This window comes from Variovorax sp. AC103 (assembly GCF_979254005.1).
Genome location: NZ_CEEDFC010000026.1, coordinates 14254 through 33926 on the forward strand (window position 1 = coordinate 14254; position 19673 = coordinate 33926).

The 19673-nt window shown below is 69.2% G+C and carries 15 protein-coding genes; 7 read left to right on the plus strand and 8 right to left on the minus strand.

The features are described from left to right. Positions 1-6 precede the first annotated feature (6 nt). From AC0IYU_RS29390 to AC0IYU_RS29420, 7 genes are all read right to left on the minus strand, one after another. Positions 7-855, minus strand: a complete 849-nt coding sequence (locus AC0IYU_RS29390; RefSeq protein WP_472124492.1) for a transporter substrate-binding domain-containing protein — start codon at positions 853-855, stop codon at positions 7-9. Between the two features lie 100 nt (positions 856-955). Continuing rightward, positions 956-2626, minus strand: coding sequence for a rhodanese-like domain-containing protein (locus AC0IYU_RS29395; protein WP_472124495.1), 1671 nt, complete (start codon positions 2624-2626; stop codon positions 956-958). A gap of 109 nt (positions 2627-2735) precedes the next feature. Further along, positions 2736-3632 carry an NmrA family NAD(P)-binding protein gene (locus tag AC0IYU_RS29400; RefSeq protein ID WP_472124497.1) on the minus strand — a complete coding sequence of 299 codons (897 nt, stop codon included), beginning with the start codon at positions 3630-3632 and terminating at the stop codon, positions 2736-2738. Then, positions 3629-4729 (minus strand): ABC transporter substrate-binding protein, encoded by a 1101-nt coding sequence (locus AC0IYU_RS29405; protein ID WP_472124500.1) that lies wholly within the window; start codon positions 4727-4729, stop codon positions 3629-3631. Before AC0IYU_RS29405 ends, AC0IYU_RS29400 begins: the two co-directional genes overlap by 4 nt. A 157-nt stretch (positions 4730-4886) precedes the next feature. Then, a complete protein-coding gene (locus tag AC0IYU_RS29410; RefSeq protein WP_472124729.1) occupies positions 4887-6503 on the minus strand; it encodes an ABC transporter substrate-binding protein in 1617 nt (538 codons plus the stop codon). A gap of 5 nt (positions 6504-6508) precedes the next feature. Beyond that, on the minus strand, positions 6509-8026 hold the full coding sequence (locus AC0IYU_RS29415; protein WP_472124503.1) for an amidase: 1518 nt from the start codon (positions 8024-8026) through the stop codon (positions 6509-6511). A gap of 39 nt (positions 8027-8065) precedes the next feature. Continuing rightward, a complete protein-coding gene (locus AC0IYU_RS29420; RefSeq protein WP_472124506.1) occupies positions 8066-9673 on the minus strand; it encodes an ABC transporter substrate-binding protein in 1608 nt (535 codons plus the stop codon). 216 nt (positions 9674-9889) lie between these two features. On the opposite strand from AC0IYU_RS29420, the gene AC0IYU_RS29425 reads away from it, so the two are divergent. From AC0IYU_RS29425 to AC0IYU_RS29445, 5 genes are all read left to right on the plus strand, one after another. Next, on the plus strand, positions 9890-11122 hold the full coding sequence (locus AC0IYU_RS29425) for an acyl-CoA dehydrogenase family protein (protein WP_472124509.1): 1233 nt from the start codon (positions 9890-9892) through the stop codon (positions 11120-11122). Between the two features lie 104 nt (positions 11123-11226). Next, positions 11227-12411, plus strand: coding sequence for an LLM class flavin-dependent oxidoreductase (locus tag AC0IYU_RS29430; RefSeq protein WP_472124512.1), 1185 nt, complete (start codon positions 11227-11229; stop codon positions 12409-12411). A 55-nt stretch (positions 12412-12466) separates the two neighbouring features. Continuing rightward, entirely contained in the window at positions 12467-13492 is a 1026-nt protein-coding gene (locus AC0IYU_RS29435) for an aldo/keto reductase (RefSeq protein ID WP_472124732.1), read from the plus strand. Then, complete coding sequence (locus AC0IYU_RS29440) at positions 13489-14745, plus strand: SfnB family sulfur acquisition oxidoreductase (protein ID WP_472124515.1); 1257 nt, start codon at positions 13489-13491, stop codon at positions 14743-14745. Before AC0IYU_RS29435 ends, AC0IYU_RS29440 begins: the two co-directional genes overlap by 4 nt. A gap of 20 nt (positions 14746-14765) precedes the next feature. Further along, positions 14766-15722, plus strand: a complete 957-nt coding sequence (locus AC0IYU_RS29445) for an aliphatic sulfonate ABC transporter substrate-binding protein (protein WP_472124518.1) — start codon at positions 14766-14768, stop codon at positions 15720-15722. A gap of 77 nt (positions 15723-15799) precedes the next feature. On the opposite strand, the gene AC0IYU_RS29450 is transcribed toward AC0IYU_RS29445, so the two are convergent. Further along, on the minus strand, positions 15800-16804 hold the full coding sequence (locus AC0IYU_RS29450) for a DUF2891 domain-containing protein (protein WP_472124521.1): 1005 nt from the start codon (positions 16802-16804) through the stop codon (positions 15800-15802). Positions 16805-16975: 171 nt separating this feature from the next. Here AC0IYU_RS29450 and AC0IYU_RS29455 point away from each other — a divergent pair, with 171 nt between their 5' ends. Together AC0IYU_RS29455 and AC0IYU_RS29460 are read left to right on the plus strand one after the other, a co-directional pair. Then, positions 16976-17779 (plus strand): MetQ/NlpA family ABC transporter substrate-binding protein, encoded by an 804-nt coding sequence (locus tag AC0IYU_RS29455; RefSeq protein WP_472124524.1) that lies wholly within the window; start codon positions 16976-16978, stop codon positions 17777-17779. A 76-nt stretch (positions 17780-17855) separates the two neighbouring features. Next, on the plus strand, positions 17856-19457 hold the full coding sequence (locus AC0IYU_RS29460) for an ABC transporter substrate-binding protein (RefSeq protein ID WP_472124526.1): 1602 nt from the start codon (positions 17856-17858) through the stop codon (positions 19455-19457). Positions 19458-19673: the final 216 nt, after the last annotated feature.

Below are 19673 nucleotides of genomic sequence, written 5' to 3' on the forward strand. Positions count from 1 at the left end.
AGGCGATCAGGGCGCGGCGCGCAGCTTGGCCTGCAGCTCGGGCAGCAGCGGCTGCGGCGGCTCGATGTGATTGCGTTTCTCGGTCTCGATCAGCCAGCCGCTGCGGTGCCACTGCTTCACCACCTTGTCGACCGCCGCGATGGTGTCGGCCTCGCCCTTGCGGGTCCAGACGACGGAAGGCGCGGGCAGGATCTCTTCGGTGATCGGCGCCGCGTAACCGGCCCATTCGGCGTTGCTGCGCAACAGGGGCTGGATCAGCGTGGAATCGTGCACCGCAGCCACGCAGTTGCCGCCGCGCAGCGCCAGCAGCGATTCGGACGACGTCTTGAAACCGCGCACCTGCGCGCCGTACTGCTCCTGCAGCGGCTTCACGAAACTGCTGCCCTGCGAGGCGCAGACGGTCTTGCCGCGCAGGTCTTCCCACTTGGCGATGCCGCTGGTCTTCAGCACGGCCGCGGTGCCGCCCACGCGGTAGAACGGCGTGGGCGCGTAGCCGAGGATTTCGCCGCGGTCGGCGTTGTATTCCATCGAGGCGATCAGCAGGTCGACCTTGCCCGATTGCAGGAACTGCACGCGGTTCGAGGGCTGCACCTGCACCAGCTCGACCTCGGTGCCGAGCTGCTTGGCCAGGTCGCGCGCCAGGTCGGGGTTCCAGCCGATCAGTTGCTGGGTGGCGGGGTCGATCGAGCCGAAAGGCCCGCCGTTCACCATCACGCCGATAGAGACCTTGCCGCGCTGCTTGATGCGGTCCAGCGTGGCGTCGGCATGGGCCGCGCCCGCACCGATGGACAGCAGCGTGGCCAGGGCGATGGCGATGCGGGAAGAAGGGAAGAGGGGGCGCGAGCGGGAAATCATCGAATGGGAGCCCAAAAAAAGGCGTAACGAGGCAAGCGGCAATCTTCCAAGGCCGCGCCCGCGCTCACAACGAACACCTTCGACTATCGATATGCGTTTTTCAGTGCGAACTTTGGTGCGCAGCTGCGGGAACGCGGAATGTGGCCAGTTCCTCGGGCGCGCACTGGGCAATGAGGCCCAGTTCCCAGTCGAGGTAACGGCGCGCGGCGTCCAGGTTGCCGTCGTGGCGGTCGTGCACGAAGAGCAGGTAGTCGATGGCCTCGGCATCGGGCGGCGATGCGGGTGTGGCCTGCTGTGCCCAGCCCGCGGATTCGACCGCCTCCGCACGCGCCCACGAGAGATGCTGCCAGCCGGCCTCGCGCAGGTCTTGCGCGGCCAGGCGCGCGGTGGTTTCGTCGGGCGCGATCAGCAGCACAGGGTGCTGCAGGTCGCCGCCCGTCGCTGCCTGTGCGTCGGCCGCCACGCGCGGGCGGATCGACCAGACGGCGCCGCGCGCATGTCGCGCCCGGTAGGCGGGCGAGGGGCGCAGGTCGAGAACCGCGGGCGGCGCGTCGGTGTCGTCGCGCCAGGCGGACAGCGATTCGGGGTCCGCGGCTGTCACCGCCGGCGGCAGCCGCACGGGGGCACGCACGGGCACGCGCAGGTCGGCGGCCAGGCCGTCCTCGACCAGCGCCGCATCCAGGCCGAGCCGGCGCAGCCACAGGGCCACCACCGGTGAGCGCACGCCGTCGTCGTCCAGCACCAGCACGCGGGCGTGGCGCACGCCGACCTTCAGGTCGGTGGCTTGCAGCAACTGGCCGCCCGCCGCATGGCGGGCGCCCTGCAGGCCGCCCGCCGCGAATTCTTCCGCCGTGCGCACGTCGAACACGAAGGTGGTGCGGGTGCCGTCGTCGAGCCAGGCCTGCGCCTCGGCGGCGGTGAGCACGGGCACGTGCGCGCGCCGGGCCGCCGCAGCAGAGTCTTCTCGAGCGGCCAGGCGCTGCGCCGCATCGGGCGCCGGTGGCAGCGCCCGGGCGCTGCCGCGTTCGAGTTCGAGGCCCGCGAGCGCCCAGCCCTGCGTGCCGTTCTCCAGCGCGAGCACCGGGTTCGGCACGCCCAGGTCGCGCAGGATCTGCGCGCCGACGATGCTGCGCGTGCGGCCCGCGCAGTGCACCACGATGGTCGTGGTCGCGTCCGGCACCAGCGTGCGCCAGCGCAGGGCCAGCTCGCCATTGGGCACGGGAATGGCGCCGGGCAGCGTCATCTTGCGGTGCTCTTCGAGCGTGCGGCCGTCCAGCAGCACCAGCGGCTCGCCCTTGCGCTGGCGCTCGGCCAGTTCGCGGGCGCTGATGTGCGGCACCTCGAAGGCGTGTTCGGCAATTTCGCCGAAGGTCTTCGAGGGCAGGTTCACGCCCTTGAACAGCGTGTGGCCCGCGCGTGCCCAGGCCGGTGCGCCGCCGGCGAGCACCGAAACGTCGTCGTAGCCCAAAGCCGCGAGCCGGCCGGCCGCGCGCCGGGCCAGCGCCGAGCCTGCGTCGCCGTCGTCGAACAGCACCGTGCGGGTGGCGCGGCGCGGCACCAGGCGCGTCACCTCGGTTTCGAGGCGGCTGTAGCCGGCATGCACCGCGAAGAAGGGATGCCCTTCGCCGTACTGGCCGTGCTCGCGGATGTCGAGCAGTGCAAGCTCGCGGCCGTCCTGCAGCCATTGGTGCAGCGTGTCTGCGGAGATCGCAGGCGCCAGGGAGGAGGGGGCCGCCGCGGCGGATTGGGGAATTTCTGCGGTGAGGGACATGGGTGCGCTTGAAGAGAGGTCGGCGGCACCATAGCGCCGCCGCCGCGGGCGTGCTACGAAGACTTCCGCATATGCAAACGCATTCGCCGACGACCGCGCGTGGCGTGCCTCACGCTGCGGCACCGTGTGCCACGGTCTCGGCCAGGAAAGCCTCCACGGTGCGCGGCGGGCGGCCGAGCACATCGGCGACCGTGCCTGTCACAGGCGCGGCTTCGCCCGCGGCGATGAGTTCGGCGAACTGCGCGTGCACGCGGGCGATGTAGGGCGACGGTGCATTCGCAGCCAGGCGCTGCTGCTGCGCCTGCGCGGACAGCGGCGTGGCGACGATGGCGCGGCCCGTGAGCGCGGAAGCAGTGCGCGCGATGTCGTCGTAGCCCACGGCCGTGGCGCCTGTGAGCACCCATGGCGCGGGTGAAGCCTCGGGTGCGTCGTTCTGCTCGAACAGGGCCTCCACCGCCACGTCCGCAATGTCCCGCGCATCGATGAAGGCCACGCGTGGATCGCCCGGCGGCGCATGCAGCACGTCGCCGGCCGCCAGCTCGGCCGCCACGCGCGCCAGCATCACCTGCAGCCAGGCGTTCGGGCGCAGCACGCGGTGCGCGATGCCTGTGCGCGCCAGCGCGGCCTCGACCTCGCCATGCGCGTCGCCCGACAGCGATCGCCCCGGCGGCTCGATGGTCCAGTGCGACCCCGACAGCTTGACGATGCGCTGTACGCCGGCCGCCGCGGCGGCTTCGATCACCGCGATCTGCTGCGCCGCCAGCGTGGGCGTGATCGGCGACAGCAGGAACAGATGCGAAACCTCCCGCAGCGCTCGGCGCAAGGCGGCAGCGTCGTCGAAGTCGGCGACGGCCGTTTCCACGCCTTGCGCGCGCAACTCGTTGGCCCGTGCCGCATGGCGCGTCAGCGCGCGCACCGAGGCGCCGCGCGCCAGCAGGCGGGGCACGAGCAACTGGCCCAGGCGCCCGGTCGCGCCCGTCACCAGGATGCGAGGCGCGGCACTCACGCGGCGGTCGCCAGCGTGGCGAACTCGGCGGGTTCGACGACGGTCTTGTGCGCCGCCTGCGCCTGCAGGGCGCGCAGCGGAGCGTGGTCGACCCAGGCATCGAGGTCGAAGTCGGCAGGCAGGAAGCCCCATTCGAGCAAGAAGTCCTTGAAGTGCCCGACGGCCGCGACCAGCGGCGCGTCGAGGCCGATGCCCAGGTGCCTGTGCACCTCGGGTCCGTTCGATGCCAGCACCGCCTCTTCGCTGGTGGAGATCTCCCTCGCCACGAAGCGCAGGGTCTCGTCCGGATGCGCCTCGGCCCAGCGGCCCGCACGCGCCACCACGTCCAGCAGGCGCACCACCAGGTCGGGGCGCTGCTGCGAGAGCGCGTCGTCCACCGTCAGCACACGCGGCGTGCCGTTGTTGATGCGCACCTTCGGGTCGGGGTGGTTGCCGAACTCGGCCACCACCTGCGCGCCGATCAGGTTCGCCACCACCACGCCTTCGGCGCCCTTGAGGAAGATGGCGTCCACCTCGCCGCTGACCAGCGCCTCGACCTCGCGGAAATACGGATGGCGGCGGCGCAGCCCGAACAGGCTGGGCTCGCCCTGCGCAAGGATCACCGACTCCTCGATGGGCAGCTCCACCAGCGTCAGGTCCTTCGTCGTGAGCCCGGCCAGCGACAGCCCGGAGACCACGCCTTTCAGCGCGGTCGCGCGGTGGAAGTCGATCAGGTCGTTCACGCGGCGCGGCACCGCGAAGCGCCGGCCGGCGAGTTGCTCGATGGACGCGATGCCGCGCCCCGGCAGCGTGACGATGGCCTGGAACTCGTCGGTCCAGGTAATGGCCACCAGCCGCGTGGCGCGCCCCTTGGCGCGCGCCCAGATCGGCGGGATGTTGCCGCCCTGGCGGAAGGACCACGCCAGGTGATGGTCGAAATGGCTCTCGCGCACGCTGCGGTCCTTCGAGTCGATGATCGATTCGATGGCGATGCCTTCCTCGGCGAAGGTCTGGGCCAGCCAGCCCTGGCGCGCGGCGATGCCCAGCGGCGAAGGCACAGGGCAGCGGGTGTACCAGAGGACGTCGGGGTTGGTGGCGGGGGATGCGGATGAAGTCATGGGTTGGTCTCCAGCTTGGATGATTGGTTGTTGCTCCTTCCCCCTCTGGGGGAAGGCTGGGATGGGGGCAGGCAGAGCGCCCGGTGGATACGCCGCTTGCCCCCACCCCAACCCTCCCCCGGAAGGGGAGGGAGCAATGCCCCGGCCGAGGTGGCGTTCATGTAGCTATCCATGCGCCCGCCAGATTGCCCGCAATGCCGTCCGCGCTCACCGTGTGCCCGCGCACGCGCCGGTCGGCAATCGTGTAGTTGTCCAGCGCCAGCAGCGTGATGTCCGGCAGGTCGCGCACGATGTGGCGCTGGAATTCCGTAAAGGCCTGCCGGCGTCGGCCCTCGTCCACCTCGACGGCTGCGGCTTCGAGCAGCCGGTCGACCTCGGGGTTGCTGTAGCCCGAGCCGTTGGAAAACGGCAGGCCCTTCTTGAAGTTCTTCGACCAGTACAGCCGCTGGATGCCCACCGTCGGATCGAAGGTGTTGCTCATCACGCTCACATGCAGGTCGAAGGCGCGCTCGGTGTACACGCGCCGCACGTAGGTCGCGAAGTCCTGCGCGCCGATGGTCACCTCGATGCCGATGCGCCCCAGGCTCTGCTTGAGGTACTCGGCCGTGCGCTGGCCGCCTTCGTTGGGAATGGGCACCACCGCCAGCTTCAGCCGCAGGTTGCCGCCGGCCTTGCCGCGCGTGAAGCCCGCCGCGTCGAGCAGGGCCTCGGCCTGCTTCACGTCGTGCGGCAGCACCGGCAGGTCGGGCACATAGAACTTCTTCAGCGCCGGGTGCACCGGGCCGCGAATGAGCTGGCCCTGGCCGTACCACACGGTCTTCTGCACCACCTGCCGGTTGATGGCGTGCGCAATGGCCTGGCGCACGCGCAGGTCCTGCAACGCGGGGTTCTCCAGGTTGAACTCGATGCGCGAGACGTTGTTGATGTACTGGTAGCCGTTGGGCTCGAACACCAGGTTCGGCTTGGCGCGCAGCCGCTCCACATCGCCCAGCGGCACGGGCGTGCCGGGGCTCAGGTGCACCTCGCCCTTCTCGATGGCCGCGGCGCGCGCGGCGGCGTCCGGAATGAAGCGCACGATGAGCCGGTCGACGTAGGGCTTGGGGCTGTCCCAGTAGTCGGGGTTGCGCTCGTAGGTCACGTGGCTGCCGCGCACCCACTCCTTGAAGATGAAGGGGCCCGTGCCGATGGGTGCGTTGTTGGCCGGGTTGGCGTCGGCCTTGCCGGTCTCGTACAGGTGCTTCGGCACGATGGGCGACTCGGAGGCCGACAGCGCCGTGAGCAGGTAGGGCACGGGCTTCGAGAGCACCAGCACCGCGGTGTAGGCGTCGGGCGTGCGCACCTCGGCCACGCTGGAGAAGGTGGCGCGCCCGCGCGGGTGGTACTGCTTGAGCAGGCCGATGGAATGCGCCACGTCGGCTGAGGTGAAGGGCTTGCCGTCGTGCCACTTCACGCCCTTGCGCAGGGTGAAGGTGTACTGCAGCCCGTCGCTGCTCACGGCCCACGCGGTCGCCAGCTGCGGCTGCGGCGTCAGGTCGAAGTCGTAGGTCAGCAGGCCTTCGGTGGTCTTGGCCGAGATCAGCACCGACGCGCCGGCCGAATGCGCGATGGTGGTGAGCGTGGGCGGCTCGGGATCGATCAGCACGGTGAGCGTGCCGCCGCGCACGGGCGTGGCCGCGGCAGGGGCTTGCGCCCATGCGGGTTGGAAGCCGGTGAGGCTGGCGATGCCGAGGCCGGCGCCGCCCTGGAGCAGCAGGCGGCGGTGGACCGCAGGCACCGGCTTCACGCGGCGCACTCCGCGCCGTAGCCGGGCGGCGCGACGAAGCCGCCGTACACCTGTTCGAGCAGATGCGCGAAGGCGATGGTCGTGCGGTCTTCCAGGTACGGGCCCACGGCCTGCGCGCTCACCGGCAGGCCTTGCGCATCGAGCCCGATGGGAAAGCTGGTGGCCGGCAGGCCCGGCAGCACCGGCAGGCCGGCCCAGTGGAACAGGTCGAGAAAGCGCACCTCGCGCGTGCCGTGCTCCAACTCGACCGGGTAGGTGCGCGCGTCCTTGGGCTCGCTGTGGTTGTGGGCAAAGGCCGGCAGCGGCGCGACCGGGGTCACGACCACGTCGAAGGACTCGAACAGGCGCTCCCACTGGTGGCGCAGCGCATGGCGGGTTTCGTTGTCGCGCAGCCATGCGCCATGGCGCAGCGTGGGCGCGCGAAGCCAGGCGGCGTCTGCGCTGTCGTCGTCGGCGGAAAGCGCTTCGAGCCGCTTCTGCGCCGCTTCGCTCAGCGCCGGCGGCGACGCCAGCGACGAGCCCAGCAGGCTGCGGTACACGCGGTGCTGCAGCGCCAGGTCGGGCAGCAGGCCGGCCGGCACGTCGGCCGTGCGGCTCACCTGCGTGCCCTGTGTGCGCAGGCGGTCCACCACGCGCTCGACCACCTGCCGCTCGTGCAGGCTGCGCTCGCTGCCGGGCCACTGGTCGATGACCAGCACGCGAAAGTCCTGCAGCCGCGTGTGGCGCGCGGGCGGCAGCGTGGCCTTCCAGGCCTTGGCGGCCAGCGGCTCCCGGTTGAGCAGCAGGTCCAGCGCCAGCGCCAGGTCGGCGGCAGTGCGCGCCAGCGGCCCGGCCACGGTCAGGTCGCGGTCGGCCACGCGGCCCGAAGGCACGCCAGTGCCGCCCAGCGCGACCAGGCCCGCGGTCGGCTTGTGGCCGTACACGCCGTTGAAGTGCGCGGGAATGCGGATCGAGCCGCCGATGTCGGTGCCCAGTTCCAGGGCCACGTAGCCCGCCGCCAGCGCGGCGGCCGAACCGCCCGACGAGCCGCCCGGCGTGCGCGTGAGGTCCCAAGGGTTGTTGCTCACGCCGTAGATGGCGTTGTAGCTCTGCAGGTCGGCCAGCGCGAGCGGCACGTTGCTCTTGCCGACGATGACCGCGCCGGCCTCGCGCAAGGCGGCCACGGCCAGTGCGTCTTTCCTGGCGACGTTGTCGGCATAGGCCGGGTTGCCGCTGCTCGTGACGAAGCCGGCCACGTCGAACGATTCCTTCACGGTGATCGGCACGCCCAGCAGCGGCCGGCGCTCGCCGCGTGCCAGGGCGGCATCGGCTTCGCGCGCCGCAGCGCGTGCGCCCTCGTCGTTGCGCACCACCACTGCGTTGATGTCGTTGTCGAAACGGTCGATGCGCGCGAGCACGTGTTCGAGCAGGTCGACGGCCGACACGCGGCCGTCGGCCAGCGCCTCGGCCTGCGCGCGGGCGCTTGCATAGGTCAGCGAATGCAGATGGGGGTGCTTGAGGTCCTGGGTGGTCATGGCGGTTCCTTGGGCGTTCGTTGTCTGGTCTGTGGCGTCTTACTTGCGCGGCTCGATCCAGGTGTCGGCCAGGTCGCCGGCCATCAGGTCGATGCTGTTGTTGAGGTTGTGCACTCGTGCGCTGTACACCTGGATCAGGGGCACGGTCACCAGCGGCAGCACGGGCAGCTCGCGCCCGACGATCTGCTGGATCTGCTTGAACTGCGCGGCGCGCTTGCCGGCGTCGAGCTCCACGGCAGCCTGGCGGAACAGCTCGTCGACCTGTGGGTTGTCGTAGTGCGCGCCGTTGATCCAGATCAGCGGGTTGCGCACGCCGTCGCCCCAGTAGAAGCGTTGCACGCCCACCGTCGGGTCGAACAGGCGGCCCAGGCCGTTGATGTTGATGTCGAAGTCGCGCGTGCTGTACACGCGCTTCAGGAAGGTGGGCAGGTCGCCGTCCACCACCTCGACCTTGATGCCCACGCGCGCCAGCGCCGAGCGCAGGTAGTCGGTGGTGCGCTTGAACTCCGCGCCGGGGATGTAGCTCAGGCGCAGCGAAAAACGCTGGCCGTTGGCCTGCCTGGGCTGGCCCGCTTCGTCGAGCAACCGGTTGGCGGCCGCCACGTCGAAGGGGTAGCGGAAGGTGCTGTCGTCGTAGTAGTCGGACAGCACGCGCGGCACGGGCGAGTTCACCACCTCCACGCGCTTGTAGTAGATGGTGTTGCGGATGAAGTTGCGGTCGATGGCCTGCGCGATGGCGTGGCGCACCTTGACGTTGGCCAGCACCGGGTTCTCGATGTTGAACTCCAGGAACGAGGCGTTGTTCAGGAAGCCGTCGTAGGTGTCGTCCACCTTGAGCTTCGTGTTCGCGGCCAGGCGCTCGAGGTCGGCCAGGCCCACGCCTTGCGCCACGTCGACTTCACCCGTTTCCACCGCGGTGGAAATGGCGGCCGGGTCGCGCACGAACTTCACGATCACGCGGTCCAGGTGCGGGTAACCCTGGCGCCAGTAGTTCGGGTTCTTGCGCAGCACCAGGTGGCTGCCGCGCACCCACTGCTCGAACACGAAGGGGCCGGTGCCCACGGGCGCCGTGGTGTTGGGGTTGCCCAGCGGTTCGCCGTCGGCGTAGCGGTGCGCCGGCACGATCGGCAACTCGGCCGACGACAGCGACTTCAGCAGGAAGGGCGCGGGCTTGGACAGCACGATCACCGCGGTGAGCGGGTCGGGCGTGTCCACGCGCTCCACGTTGGCCAGCGTGATGCGACCGCGCGGGCCTTGCTTCTTTTGCGTGAGCACGGCGTAGCGCACGTCTTCGGCGGTGAAGTCGCGCCCGTCGTGGAACTTCACGCCGGGGCGCAGCTTGAAGCTGTACTTCAGGCCGTCCGCGCTCACCTGCCAGGCGATGGCCAGCAGCGGCTGCGGCGTGAATTTGGCGTCGTAGCGCAGCAGGCCTTCGGTGACCTTGGCGCTCACGTTGCGGTTGTCGGTCTTGGTGTCGAGGAAGGACACGAGCGACGTGGGTTCCTGCGACACCGCATAGGTCAGCGTGCCGCCTTGCACGGGCGCCTGTGCGGCCGCCGTGAACGGCAGGGCCGCCAGCGCCAGATGAACCAGCCGGCGGTCGAAACGGAGTTTCTTGAGCAATGAAGGAAGCAGCAGAGAGAGCATGAAATGGAGCGCCGTACCGGCAAATGGAATTCGTTGAAAGTCCAGCTGATGGTCCTGGAAATTCACGCTCGCACTTAGCATTTTTTCGATCTTCGAAATTCGATGCACCGCGAAATCGAGATGCGGATTCGAAACGACAAATCCGAGTTTGTTTATGCGAAAAGCAACGCCCGTGCGGGCCTATATTCGCCACCCTCGATCCCTTCAGGAATTGCAATGAATGCCGTCCTCCAAGCTGCGCCCTACCCGGCGCAGGCACCGGAACTCCAGGCCCTGCTGCAGCGCCTGCCCGCGCTGGCCGCATCGATCGCCGAGGGCGCGGTAGAGCGCGAGCGCGACCGCACGCTGCCCTTCGAGGCCTTCGCGCGGTTCCGTGCCTCGGGGCTCGGTGCGCTGCGCGTGCCGCCGGAGCGCGGCGGCCCGGGCGGCTCCATCGAAGACCTCGTGCAGGTGGTGGCCACGCTCGCCGCGGCCGACTCCAACGTGGCGCATGCGCTGCGCACCCACTACAACGCCATCGAGCTCTGGACCAGCGCCCCGCCCGATGCGAACAGCGAGCGCCAGCTGGCCCGCGTGCTCGACGGCGCGCTGTTCGGCGGCGCCTTCACCGAGCTGGGCACGCCGCGCTCCGGTACCGTGACCACCGCGCTGGAACGGCAGGGCAGCAAGCGGGTGCTCAACGGCAGCAAGTACTACGCCACCGGCACAGCCTTCGCCGATTTCGCGAGCATCGCGGTGCACGACGAGCAGGGCCGCGACGCCACCGTGATCGTGCCCACCGGCCGCGAGGGCCTGCACGTCAAGGACGACTGGGACGGCATGGGCCAGCGCCTGACGGCCAGCGGCAGCCTGGCGTTCGACAACCTCCAGGTGCACGAAGACGAGGTGGTGCACCCGCAGCAGCGCAGCCTGCAGCGGCGCCATGCATCGTCGCTGCGACAGCTCTACCTGGTGGCGGTGGCCGGCGGCATCGTGCGCAACGTGTTCAGCGATGCGTTGCACTACGTGCGCCAGCACGCGCGGCCCGCCGCGCACAGCCCGGCGGCGTCCGCCCGCGAAGACCATTTCACGCAGTGGGTGGTCGGCGACCTCGCCACCCACACCCACGCGGTGGACGCGCTGATCGCGGACAACGCGCGGCGCCTCGACCGTTCGGCGGATGCACTGCGGCGCGGCGACGACGACAGCGCCGTGCAACTGGTGCTCGACGGCGCGCTGGCCACGGCCAAGACCCAGCTTGCGGTCAGCCGCATCGCGTTGCAGGCGGCGGAACGGCTGTTCGACGCGGGCGGCGCCTCGGCCACCTCGCGGCAGCACAACTTCGACCGGCACTGGCGCAACCTGCGCACGATCTTCAATCACAACCCGCTGCAGCAGAAGGCGCGCGTGATCGGCGACTACCACCTCAACGGCACGACCACGCACCTGGAAGAGGGCAAGGTTTTCTGAGCGCCGCGCGCATTGCACTTTCATGAATGTCGATATGCGAATTCCGGGCGTGCCAATTGCGCGGCGGCTCGCCAGAATCGATGAAGCCCTGAGGTAATTCCCCCATGTCCATTTCCAACCGGCCCGGCGCCATTGCCGGGTGGGAGCGCTTCGTCGCGCCTACCGAATTCAGCGAGAGCCCGATCTCGCAGGCCTTTCGCCAGCCCGTGCTGCTGGGCCTGTTCCTGCCGATCCAGGCGGGTGGCTGGAGCGCGTCGACCTTGCCGCGCACCACCGACTGGCGCTACGACTACAACAAGAATCTGGTGCTCAAGGCAGAGTCGCTCGGCTTCGACCTGGTGTTCGCGCTGTCGCAGTGGCTGCCCAAGGGCGGCTACGGCGGCGTGTTCGACGGCAACGCGCTCGACTCGTTCATGACCACGGCGGCGCTCACCGCGGTGACCCGCCGCATCATGCTGATCTCGACCATCCATGTGCTCTATGGCCCGCTGCATCCGCTGCACCTGGCCAAGTACGCTGCCACGCTCGACCACATCTCGGGCGGCCGCTGGGGCATCAACGTGGTCACCGGGCATCGCGCGGTGGAGCACGAGATGTTCGGCTCGCACCGCATCGAGCACGACCGGCGCTACGAGCTGGCGGCCGAGTTTCTGGAAGCGGTGCAGCGCCTGTGGGCCGACACCGAGAACTGGTCGTTCCAGGGCGAGTCGCCCTGGAAGCTGGAGGGCGCTTTCGTTTCGCCCAAGCCGAACTTCGGCCGCCCGGTGCTGGTGAACGCCACGGGCTCGGACGCCGGCATTGCCTTTGCCGGGCGCTATTCGGACATCGTCTTCATCACCAGCCCCAGCGGCTCGGCCTTCGCGAGCGCCATCGAGGCGTTGCCGGCGCACACCGCGCGTGTGAAGCAGGCCGCGCGCGACGTGGGGCGCGAGGTGCGCACACTGCTCAACCCGATGGTGATCAGCCGCGAGACCGAGCGCGAGACCTGGGATTACCACGACGCCATCGTCGCGCACCTCGACGCCGACCCCAAGACCAGCTTCAACCGCTTCGACAGCGACGCGCACGCCTGGCGCGGCCGCGTGGGCAACGACGCGCCCAAGCGCCGCGCCATCGGCGGAAACGTCGAGGTCATCGGCACGCCGGAGCAGGTGGTGGAGCAGTTCGTGCAGTTGAAGCGCGCGGGCGTCGACGGCCTGCAGCTGAGCTTCTTCGACTTCAAGCCCGACCTCGAATTCTTCGGCGACCGCATCCTGCCGCTAATGAAGCAGGCGGGGCTGCGCTTTTGAACGCCATTTCTTTCAACCGACCCGACACCGCGAAAGTTCTTCCTTCATGAGCACCATCGACTACCGACCCCTCGGCCGCAGCGGCATCCTCGTGTCGCCTCTGACCCTGGGCACCATGATGTTCGGCGGCCAGACCGACCGTGCCACGGCGCAGCGCATCACCGACCGCGCGCTGGAGCAGGGCGTGAACTTCATCGACACCGCCAACGCCTACAACAAAGGTGAATCGGAAACGGTGGTGGGCCAGCTGGTGGCCGCCCACCGCAACCGCTGGGTGGTGGCGACCAAGTTCGCCAACGCCGACCCCGACATTGCCAGCCCCAACAACAAGAGCACCGGGCGCCACGGCATCGTGCAGTCGGTCGAGGCCAGCCTGAAGCGCCTGGGCACCGACCACATCGACCTGCTGTACCTGCACCGCGAAGACCGTGCCACGCCGGTGGCGGAAACCGTGCGCGCGCTGGGCGACCTGATTCGCGCGGGCAAGCTGCGCAGCTATGGCCTGTCGAACCACCCCGCTTGGAAGATCGCGGAGTTCGCGCGCACGGCCGATGCCCTGAACGTCGACCGTCCGGCTGCGAGCCAGCCGCTCTACAACCTCGCGAACCGGCAGATCGAGGCCGAGCACCTGCCCGCGGCCGAGTACTACGGCCTGGGCGTGGTGTCTTACAGCCCGCTGGCGCGCGGCGTGCTTACGGCGAAGTACGAGCCCGGCAAGGCGCCGCCGCCGGGCACGCGCGCCGGACGCGACGACAAGCGCATCCTGCAGACCGAATGGCGGCCCGAATCGCTGGAAATCGCCCAAGGCGTGAAGCATCACGTCGAGGGGCGCGGCATCACGCCCGGCCAGTTCGCGCTGGCCTGGGTGCTGAACAACCGGCTGATCACCTCCGCCATCGCCGGTCCGCGCACGCTGGAACAGTGGGAAGACTACGTGCCCGCGCTGCAGTACCGCTTCACCGAGGAAGACGAGGCGCTGGTCGATGCGTTGGTGACCACCGGGCACGCGTCGCTGCCGGGCTTCAACGACCCGAGCCATCCGTTCTTCGGGCGGCTGCCGCGGCATCGCGCCAACGCATGAGCGCCGTGCTGGCCTCGGTGAGCAAGCGCGGCGCCGGCCACCGCACCGCGCGCGAGGTACGGGTGGCGCAGTTGCTGCGAAACGACGCCGATGTGCTCGACGCGGCCCGCCGCATCGCCCGGTTGCTGGCCGACGGCGCGGCGCTGCGGGACCGCGAGCGCATCCTGCCCGAGCAGGAACTCGACGTGGTGTCGGGCGCAGGCCTGTGGGCCATGAACGTGCCGCGCGACCACGGCGGCGCGGGCGTGTCGTATGCGACGGTGGCGCAGGTGTTCGCCATCCTGTCGGCCGCGGACGCGTCGATCGGCCAGATCCAGCAGAACCACAACAGCGCGGTGTTCTGGCTCTCGACCGTCGGTAGCGCGGCGCAGAAGGACTTCTTCCTCGGCGAGATCCTTCGTGGCTGCCGCTTCGGCAATGCCAACGTCGACGCGGCGCCTGTTGAGGGCGTCCAGGGAGTCCAGGGCGTGCAGCCCACCGTCATCGCGCGCGCCGCGCGCGGCCATGTGCTCAGCGGCGAGAAGGTCTACGCGACGGGCGCGCTCTTCGCCCACTACGTCACGGTCATCGGCCAGAACGAGGCGGGCGAGAAAACGGTCGCCATCATTCCGGCGGGCACGCCGGGCCTCACGATCGAGGACGACTGGCAGAGCTTCGGCCAGCGCACCACCGCCAGCGGGCGCGTGCGGCTCGACCGCGTCGAGGTGCCCGAGCTGTGCGTGCTGCCCATCCACCGCGCCTACAGCGAGCAGCCGATGGGCGCCGTGTCGCAGCTCAGCCACGTGGGCATCGACCTGGGCATTGCGCAGGCGGCGCTGGACGACACGGTGCGCTTTCTGCGCGAGCAGTCGTCCATCAGCCAGCCGGCAGGCGCGCCGCGCGCGGTGACCGACGCGCTGGTGATCGCGCAGGTCGGCGAGATCCAGACCCGCATCCATGCCGCCGAGGCGATGACGCTGCGCGCGGGCCTGGCGGTGGACGCCGCCATCGCCGAGCCCGACAAGCCGCGCAGGGCGGCCGCGTCGCTGGCGGTGGCCGAGGCCAAGTGGCTCACGTCCGAGGTGGCGCTGCATGCGTCGAGCAAGCTCTTCGAGCTGTGCGGCACGCGCTCGGCGCAGCACCCGCACGCCTTCGACCGCCACTGGCGCAACGCACGGGTGCACACGCTGCACGACCCGGTGCGCCACAAGCTCACCGTGGTGGGCGACCACCTGCTCAACAGCATCGGCCCCGAGAGCGCCGGCGCGCTCTGACTTCACACACCCCTCGCACCATGATCTCCCGAAGACATTTCGCCCTCGCGGCCGGCGCCGCTTCCTTCGGCCTCTCTGCCCGCGCCTGGAGCGCCAGCGGCTTCAAGGGCTCGACGCTGACGCTGGGCTTCCAGAAGACCGGCATTCCGCTGGTGGCGCGCCAACTGAAGGTGTTCGAAAAACGCTTCGAGCCTCTGGGCATCCGCGTCGAGTGGGCCGAGTTCACCTCGGGCCTGAACCTGCTGCAGGCCATGGACACCGGCGACGTCGCCTTCGGCAATGCCGGCAACGTGGGCTGCATCTTCCTGCAGGCCTCGGGGGGACGCGTGGCCTATGTGGCGGCGCAGCCGTCGACGCCGCGCTCGGAAGGCATCCTGGTGAAAGAAGGCTCGCCCATTCGCAGCATCGCGGACCTGAAGGGCCGGCGCATCGGCTATGCCAAGGGCTCGAGCTCGCACAACCTCGTGGCCGCGGCGCTGGAGCGCCAGGGCCTGGACATCAAGGCCGTGACCAGCATCGGCCTGAGCGCGGCGGACGCGGCCTTCGCCTTCGACGGTGGAGACATCGACGCCTGGGCCATCTGGGACCCGTACTTCACCATCGCCCAGCGGCGCAACAAGACCCGTGTGGTGGCCTACCAGGGCGATGTGCTGAAGGACAGCGCGGGCTTCCTGCTGGCCAACACCGAGTTCGCAAAAGCTTGGCCCCAGCATGTGAAGGCGCTGGTCGACGGCTCTGCCGAGGCCGGCGACTGGGCCAGGCGCAACCTGGGCGAGGTCACGAAGTCGCTGTCGGCGGCCACCGGCATGCCGCTCGATGTGGTGGCCGAGGTGAATGCCAACGCCGGCTTCGACGTGGGGCCGCTGACGCCCGCGATCCTGGATTCGCAGCAGCGCACGGCCGACCGGCTGTTCAAGCTCGGTGTGCTGCCCAGGGCGGTCGAGGTGCGCAACGCCGTGTGGTCGGGCGCGGCGTGAATGGGATCGAGCCGCGGTCGGCCCTTGCGCTGTTGCTCAGGGCGCACTCACGCCGAACGGCAACGACGACCTGAGGCTCAGGCCTCCAGCGCCAGCACCGCGAAGCTCGCGAGCCAATGCTCGCCCATGTAGTCGCCGGCGATGTGGGGCAGCCCTGCGGCGAGATGGTCGTCGGCCGCCTGCAGCGCCACCGCACGGCGCGCATCGCCGGCGGGCAGCGCCGACGCGATGCTCCGCCAGCACCAGGCGCGGCTGAGGTTCAGGCCGTCGAGGTGCGCGAGCTTCCCGTCGGTGCGAACGGAAACGCTGGCCGGGCGGAAGAGGGTGGCCGGCGCCTGCGTGGCGATGCGCGGCAGGAAGCGGTCCAGCCAGGGAATGAATTCGGCGGCCGGCAGAAGGCGCCGCATGCATTCGGCCTCGATCAGTGCGGAAGACTGGAAGTCGTCTCCGCTGGGTTCGCCCCAGGCCGGGCAATCGGTGTCGTCGCCGTACCAGCGCCGGCCGGTGCCCAGCAGCAGGTCGGCCAGTGCGGTGTCGGACGTCACCTGCGCATAGTCGGCGGCCATGCGAAGGCCGAAGGCCGTATTGAAATGCGTGCCGACGCGCACGGGGTAGGTGGACAGGGGCAGGAAGTCACGGTAGCGCTGCGCGAACACCTCGGCCAGCGGGGCCAGTGCGGTGGCCCACCGCGGCGTGGAATGCTGCGCCAGCTCCGAGGCCAGCTTGAGCAGCCAGCCCCAGCCGTAGGGGCGCTTGAAACCGCGGGCCGTGGGTTGCGCCAGGTAGGCGCATTCGACCGCGACCTTGTCGTGAACGAACTGCTGGTCGAACAGGCGCTCGATTCTTTCTGCCGGCGCAATGCCCGGAAAGCGCCGCAGCAGATACGCCAGCATCCAGTAGCCGTGCACGCAGGAATGCCAGTCGTAGCTGCCGTAGAACACCGGGTGCATGTCGCTCGGGGTGCGCGCGTCCAGCGGACCCGCCAGCGTGTGGTCGGGCTTGTTGGGGTACTCGCGGGTGACATGGCCGAGTGCGATGTCGGCGAAGCGTGCGGCCATGTCCGCGGTGAGGGTCTGTGGCATCGGGTGCTTCCATTGTTTTCGTTGCCATGCATCGTCGCAGACCGTGGCGAGCCTTGCACGCGGCCTTGCTCCCAAAACAGATAAGCAACCGCCAATTCATCGCTTGGGCGGCGCATGCCGCGCCACTAACCTGCGCGTCGTTACACCAACTTTCTTCGAGGGAACTTAACGATGACGATTCCATTTCAACGCGCGCTGTCCGTGATGGTGCTGGCTGTCGCCGGCCTGGGCGCCTCCGTGCACGCGCAGGAAGCGCTGCGCGTGGCCGCCTCGCCGGTGCCGCACGCCGAGATCCTCGAGTTCATTCGCCCGCAGCTCAAGGCGCAGGGCGTAGACCTGGAGGTCAAGGTCTTCAACGACTACGTGCAGCCCAACCTCGCGGTGAGCGACAAGCAACTGGACGCCAACTTCTTCCAGAACCGGCCGTATCTCGACTCCTTCAACAAGGACCGCAAGACCGACATCGTCGAAGTGCCTAACAGCGACGTGCACATCGAGCCCTTCGGCGCGTACTCGCAGAAGATCAAGAAGACCTCGGAGCTGCGCGACGGCGCCGTCATCGCGATACCGAGCGACCCGTCGAACTCGGGCCGCGCGCTGTCGCTGCTGGCCAAGCAGGGGCTCATCAAGCTGAAGGACGCGTCGAACATCAAGTCGACCGCGCGCGACATCGTGTCGAACCCGAAGAAGCTGGTGATCCGCGAACTCGAGTCCGCCCAGCTGCCGCGCGCGCTGCCCGACGTCGACCTGGCGCTGATCAACACCAACTACGCGCTCGAAGCCAAGCTCGATCCGGCCAAGGACGCGCTCTTCATCGAGAGTGGCCAGAACTCGCCCTACGCCAACTTCATCGCGGCGCGCAAGGACAACGCGGCCTCGCCGGCGGTGAAGAAACTGGTGGCGGCCCTGCACACGCCGGAAGTGCGCAAGTTCATCCAGGACAAATACAAGGGCGCTGTCATTCCCGCGTTCTGAGCGCCGCGCGCGTCTCCCGGTGTGAGGGCGCCGGGATTTTTCGACTCTCGACTCCACACAACAGCGACAGGTTCACATGAAGCAATGGAAAGGGGCACGCTCGGTCGTGCGCCACGCGGCGGTTGCCGTGCTCGCGGTCTTCACCGCATGGACGGTGGCGGCGCAGCCGCGCGCGGGCGGCACACTGACCTGGCTGGTCAACCCGGTGCCCGCATCGATCGTGCCACTGACCACCACGGCCGGCGGCAATGCCGAGATCGGCCCGAAGATCGTCGAGGGGCTGCTCACCTACGACTACGACCTCAAGCCCAAGCCGCTGCTCGCGACCGCCTGGTCGCAAAGCAAGGACGGCCTGCAATACACCTTCGCGCTGCGCAAGGGCGTGAAGTGGCACGACGGAAAAGATTTCACCTCGGCCGACGTCGCGTTCTCGATCCTCACGCTCAAGCAGGTGCACCCGCGCGGGCGCGGCACCTTCGCCAACGTGGTGGACGTGAAGACGCCGGACCCGCACACGGCCGTCATCGTGCTGAGCAAGCCGTCGCCGTTCTTGCTGACCGCGCTGGCCTCGACCGAATCGCCGATCGTGCCCAAGCACCTGTACGAGGGCACGGACATCGCGTCGAACAAGTACAACAGCGCGCCCGTGGGCACCGGCCCCTTCGTCTTCAAGGAGTGGGTGCAGGGCAGCCACATCATCCTGGAGCGCAACCCGGACTACTGGGACAAGCCCAAGCCCTATCTCGACCGGGTGGTGGTGCGCTTCGTGCTCGACTCGGCGGCGCGCGCGGCTGCGCTGGAGTCGGGCGCGGCCGACCTGGCCAACGGCACGGGCGGCATTCCTCTGTCGGACGTGGAGCGCTTCGGCAAGCTGCCGGGCGTGCAGATCGACACGCGCATCTCGCCGTACCTGGGCAGCCACCAGCAGATCTATTTCAACCTGGACACGCCGGCGCTGCAGAAGATCGAGGTGCGGCGCGCCATTGCGCAGGCCATCGACGTGAACGCCTTCGCCAAGACCGTCTGGTACGGCTACGGCACCTTGTCCGCATCGCCCATCGGCAAGGGCATCGGCCGCTACCACGACGCGAGCATCCAGCCTTACCCCTTCAACCCGAAGGAGGCCGAGGCGCTGCTGGACGCAGCGGGCTTCAAGCGAGGCGCCGGTGGGGCAGGTGGCACGCGGCTGAAGCTGCGCGTGCTCTACAACCCCTTCCAGGAGCGGCGCGCCGCCGACTTCGTGCGGCAGTCGCTGGGGCGCATCGGCATCGACGCGGCGGTGGAGAGCTACGACTTCGCCACCTACGTGACCAAGGCCTATACCGAGCGCGCCTTCGACATCACGCTGGAAAGCCTGACCAACCTGTTCGACCCCACGGTGGGCGTGCAGCGCGTGTTCTGGTCGAAGAACTTCAAGATCGGGCTGCCTTTTTCCAACGCGGCGCACTACGTGAACCCCGAGGTCGACAGGCTGCTGGAAGCGGCCGCCGTCGAGGTGGACGAGGCCCGGCGCCGACAGCTCTTCATCGACTTCCAGCAGGCGGTGCACCGGGACATTCCGTCGATCGAACTGGGGGCCAACCCGGCTATCACGGTGGCGGCGAAGAAGGTGCACGATTACGCACCGACGGGCGAACACATTCGTGGGAGTTTCTCCGATCTGTATTTCCGGCCTTGACCTGAGCGCGGCGGATTGGTCGCGTTGTGTGAAGTGGGGCAGGGGGGATCGGCAAGGGCGCAGCGACTCGGCGGCGTAGCAGCGGCTGATGCACGCTCGTTCGGCCTTGGCTGCCAGAGGCGGCAGCACCCGCCCATGACATTGAGCCCGTCGAGAAGAGCGTCGCGCAGCGCGAGCGGCAATCTAGGGTCAAAGAGCGGCGGAATCCAACACTGG

Coding starts and splice junctions, on each gene's coding strand:
- AC0IYU_RS29445 (WP_472124518.1), top strand. CDS start 14,766: ATGATCTCCCGAAGACATTTCGCCCTCGCGGCCGGCGCCGCTTCCTTC.
- AC0IYU_RS29460 (WP_472124526.1), top strand. CDS start 17,856: ATGAAGCAATGGAAAGGGGCACGCTCGGTCGTGCGCCACGCGGCGGTT.
- AC0IYU_RS29455 (WP_472124524.1), top strand. CDS start 16,976: ATGACGATTCCATTTCAACGCGCGCTGTCCGTGATGGTGCTGGCTGTC.
- AC0IYU_RS29395 (WP_472124495.1), bottom strand. CDS start 2,626: ATGTCCCTCACCGCAGAAATTCCCCAATCCGCCGCGGCGGCCCCCTCC.
- AC0IYU_RS29415 (WP_472124503.1), bottom strand. CDS start 8,026: ATGACCACCCAGGACCTCAAGCACCCCCATCTGCATTCGCTGACCTAT.
- AC0IYU_RS29425 (WP_472124509.1), top strand. CDS start 9,890: ATGAATGCCGTCCTCCAAGCTGCGCCCTACCCGGCGCAGGCACCGGAA.
- AC0IYU_RS29440 (WP_472124515.1), top strand. CDS start 13,489: ATGAGCGCCGTGCTGGCCTCGGTGAGCAAGCGCGGCGCCGGCCACCGC.
- AC0IYU_RS29390 (WP_472124492.1), bottom strand. CDS start 855: ATGATTTCCCGCTCGCGCCCCCTCTTCCCTTCTTCCCGCATCGCCATC.
- AC0IYU_RS29420 (WP_472124506.1), bottom strand. CDS start 9,673: ATGCTCTCTCTGCTGCTTCCTTCATTGCTCAAGAAACTCCGTTTCGAC.
- AC0IYU_RS29430 (WP_472124512.1), top strand. CDS start 11,227: ATGTCCATTTCCAACCGGCCCGGCGCCATTGCCGGGTGGGAGCGCTTC.
- AC0IYU_RS29405 (WP_472124500.1), bottom strand. CDS start 4,729: ATGACTTCATCCGCATCCCCCGCCACCAACCCCGACGTCCTCTGGTAC.
- AC0IYU_RS29450 (WP_472124521.1), bottom strand. CDS start 16,804: ATGCCACAGACCCTCACCGCGGACATGGCCGCACGCTTCGCCGACATC.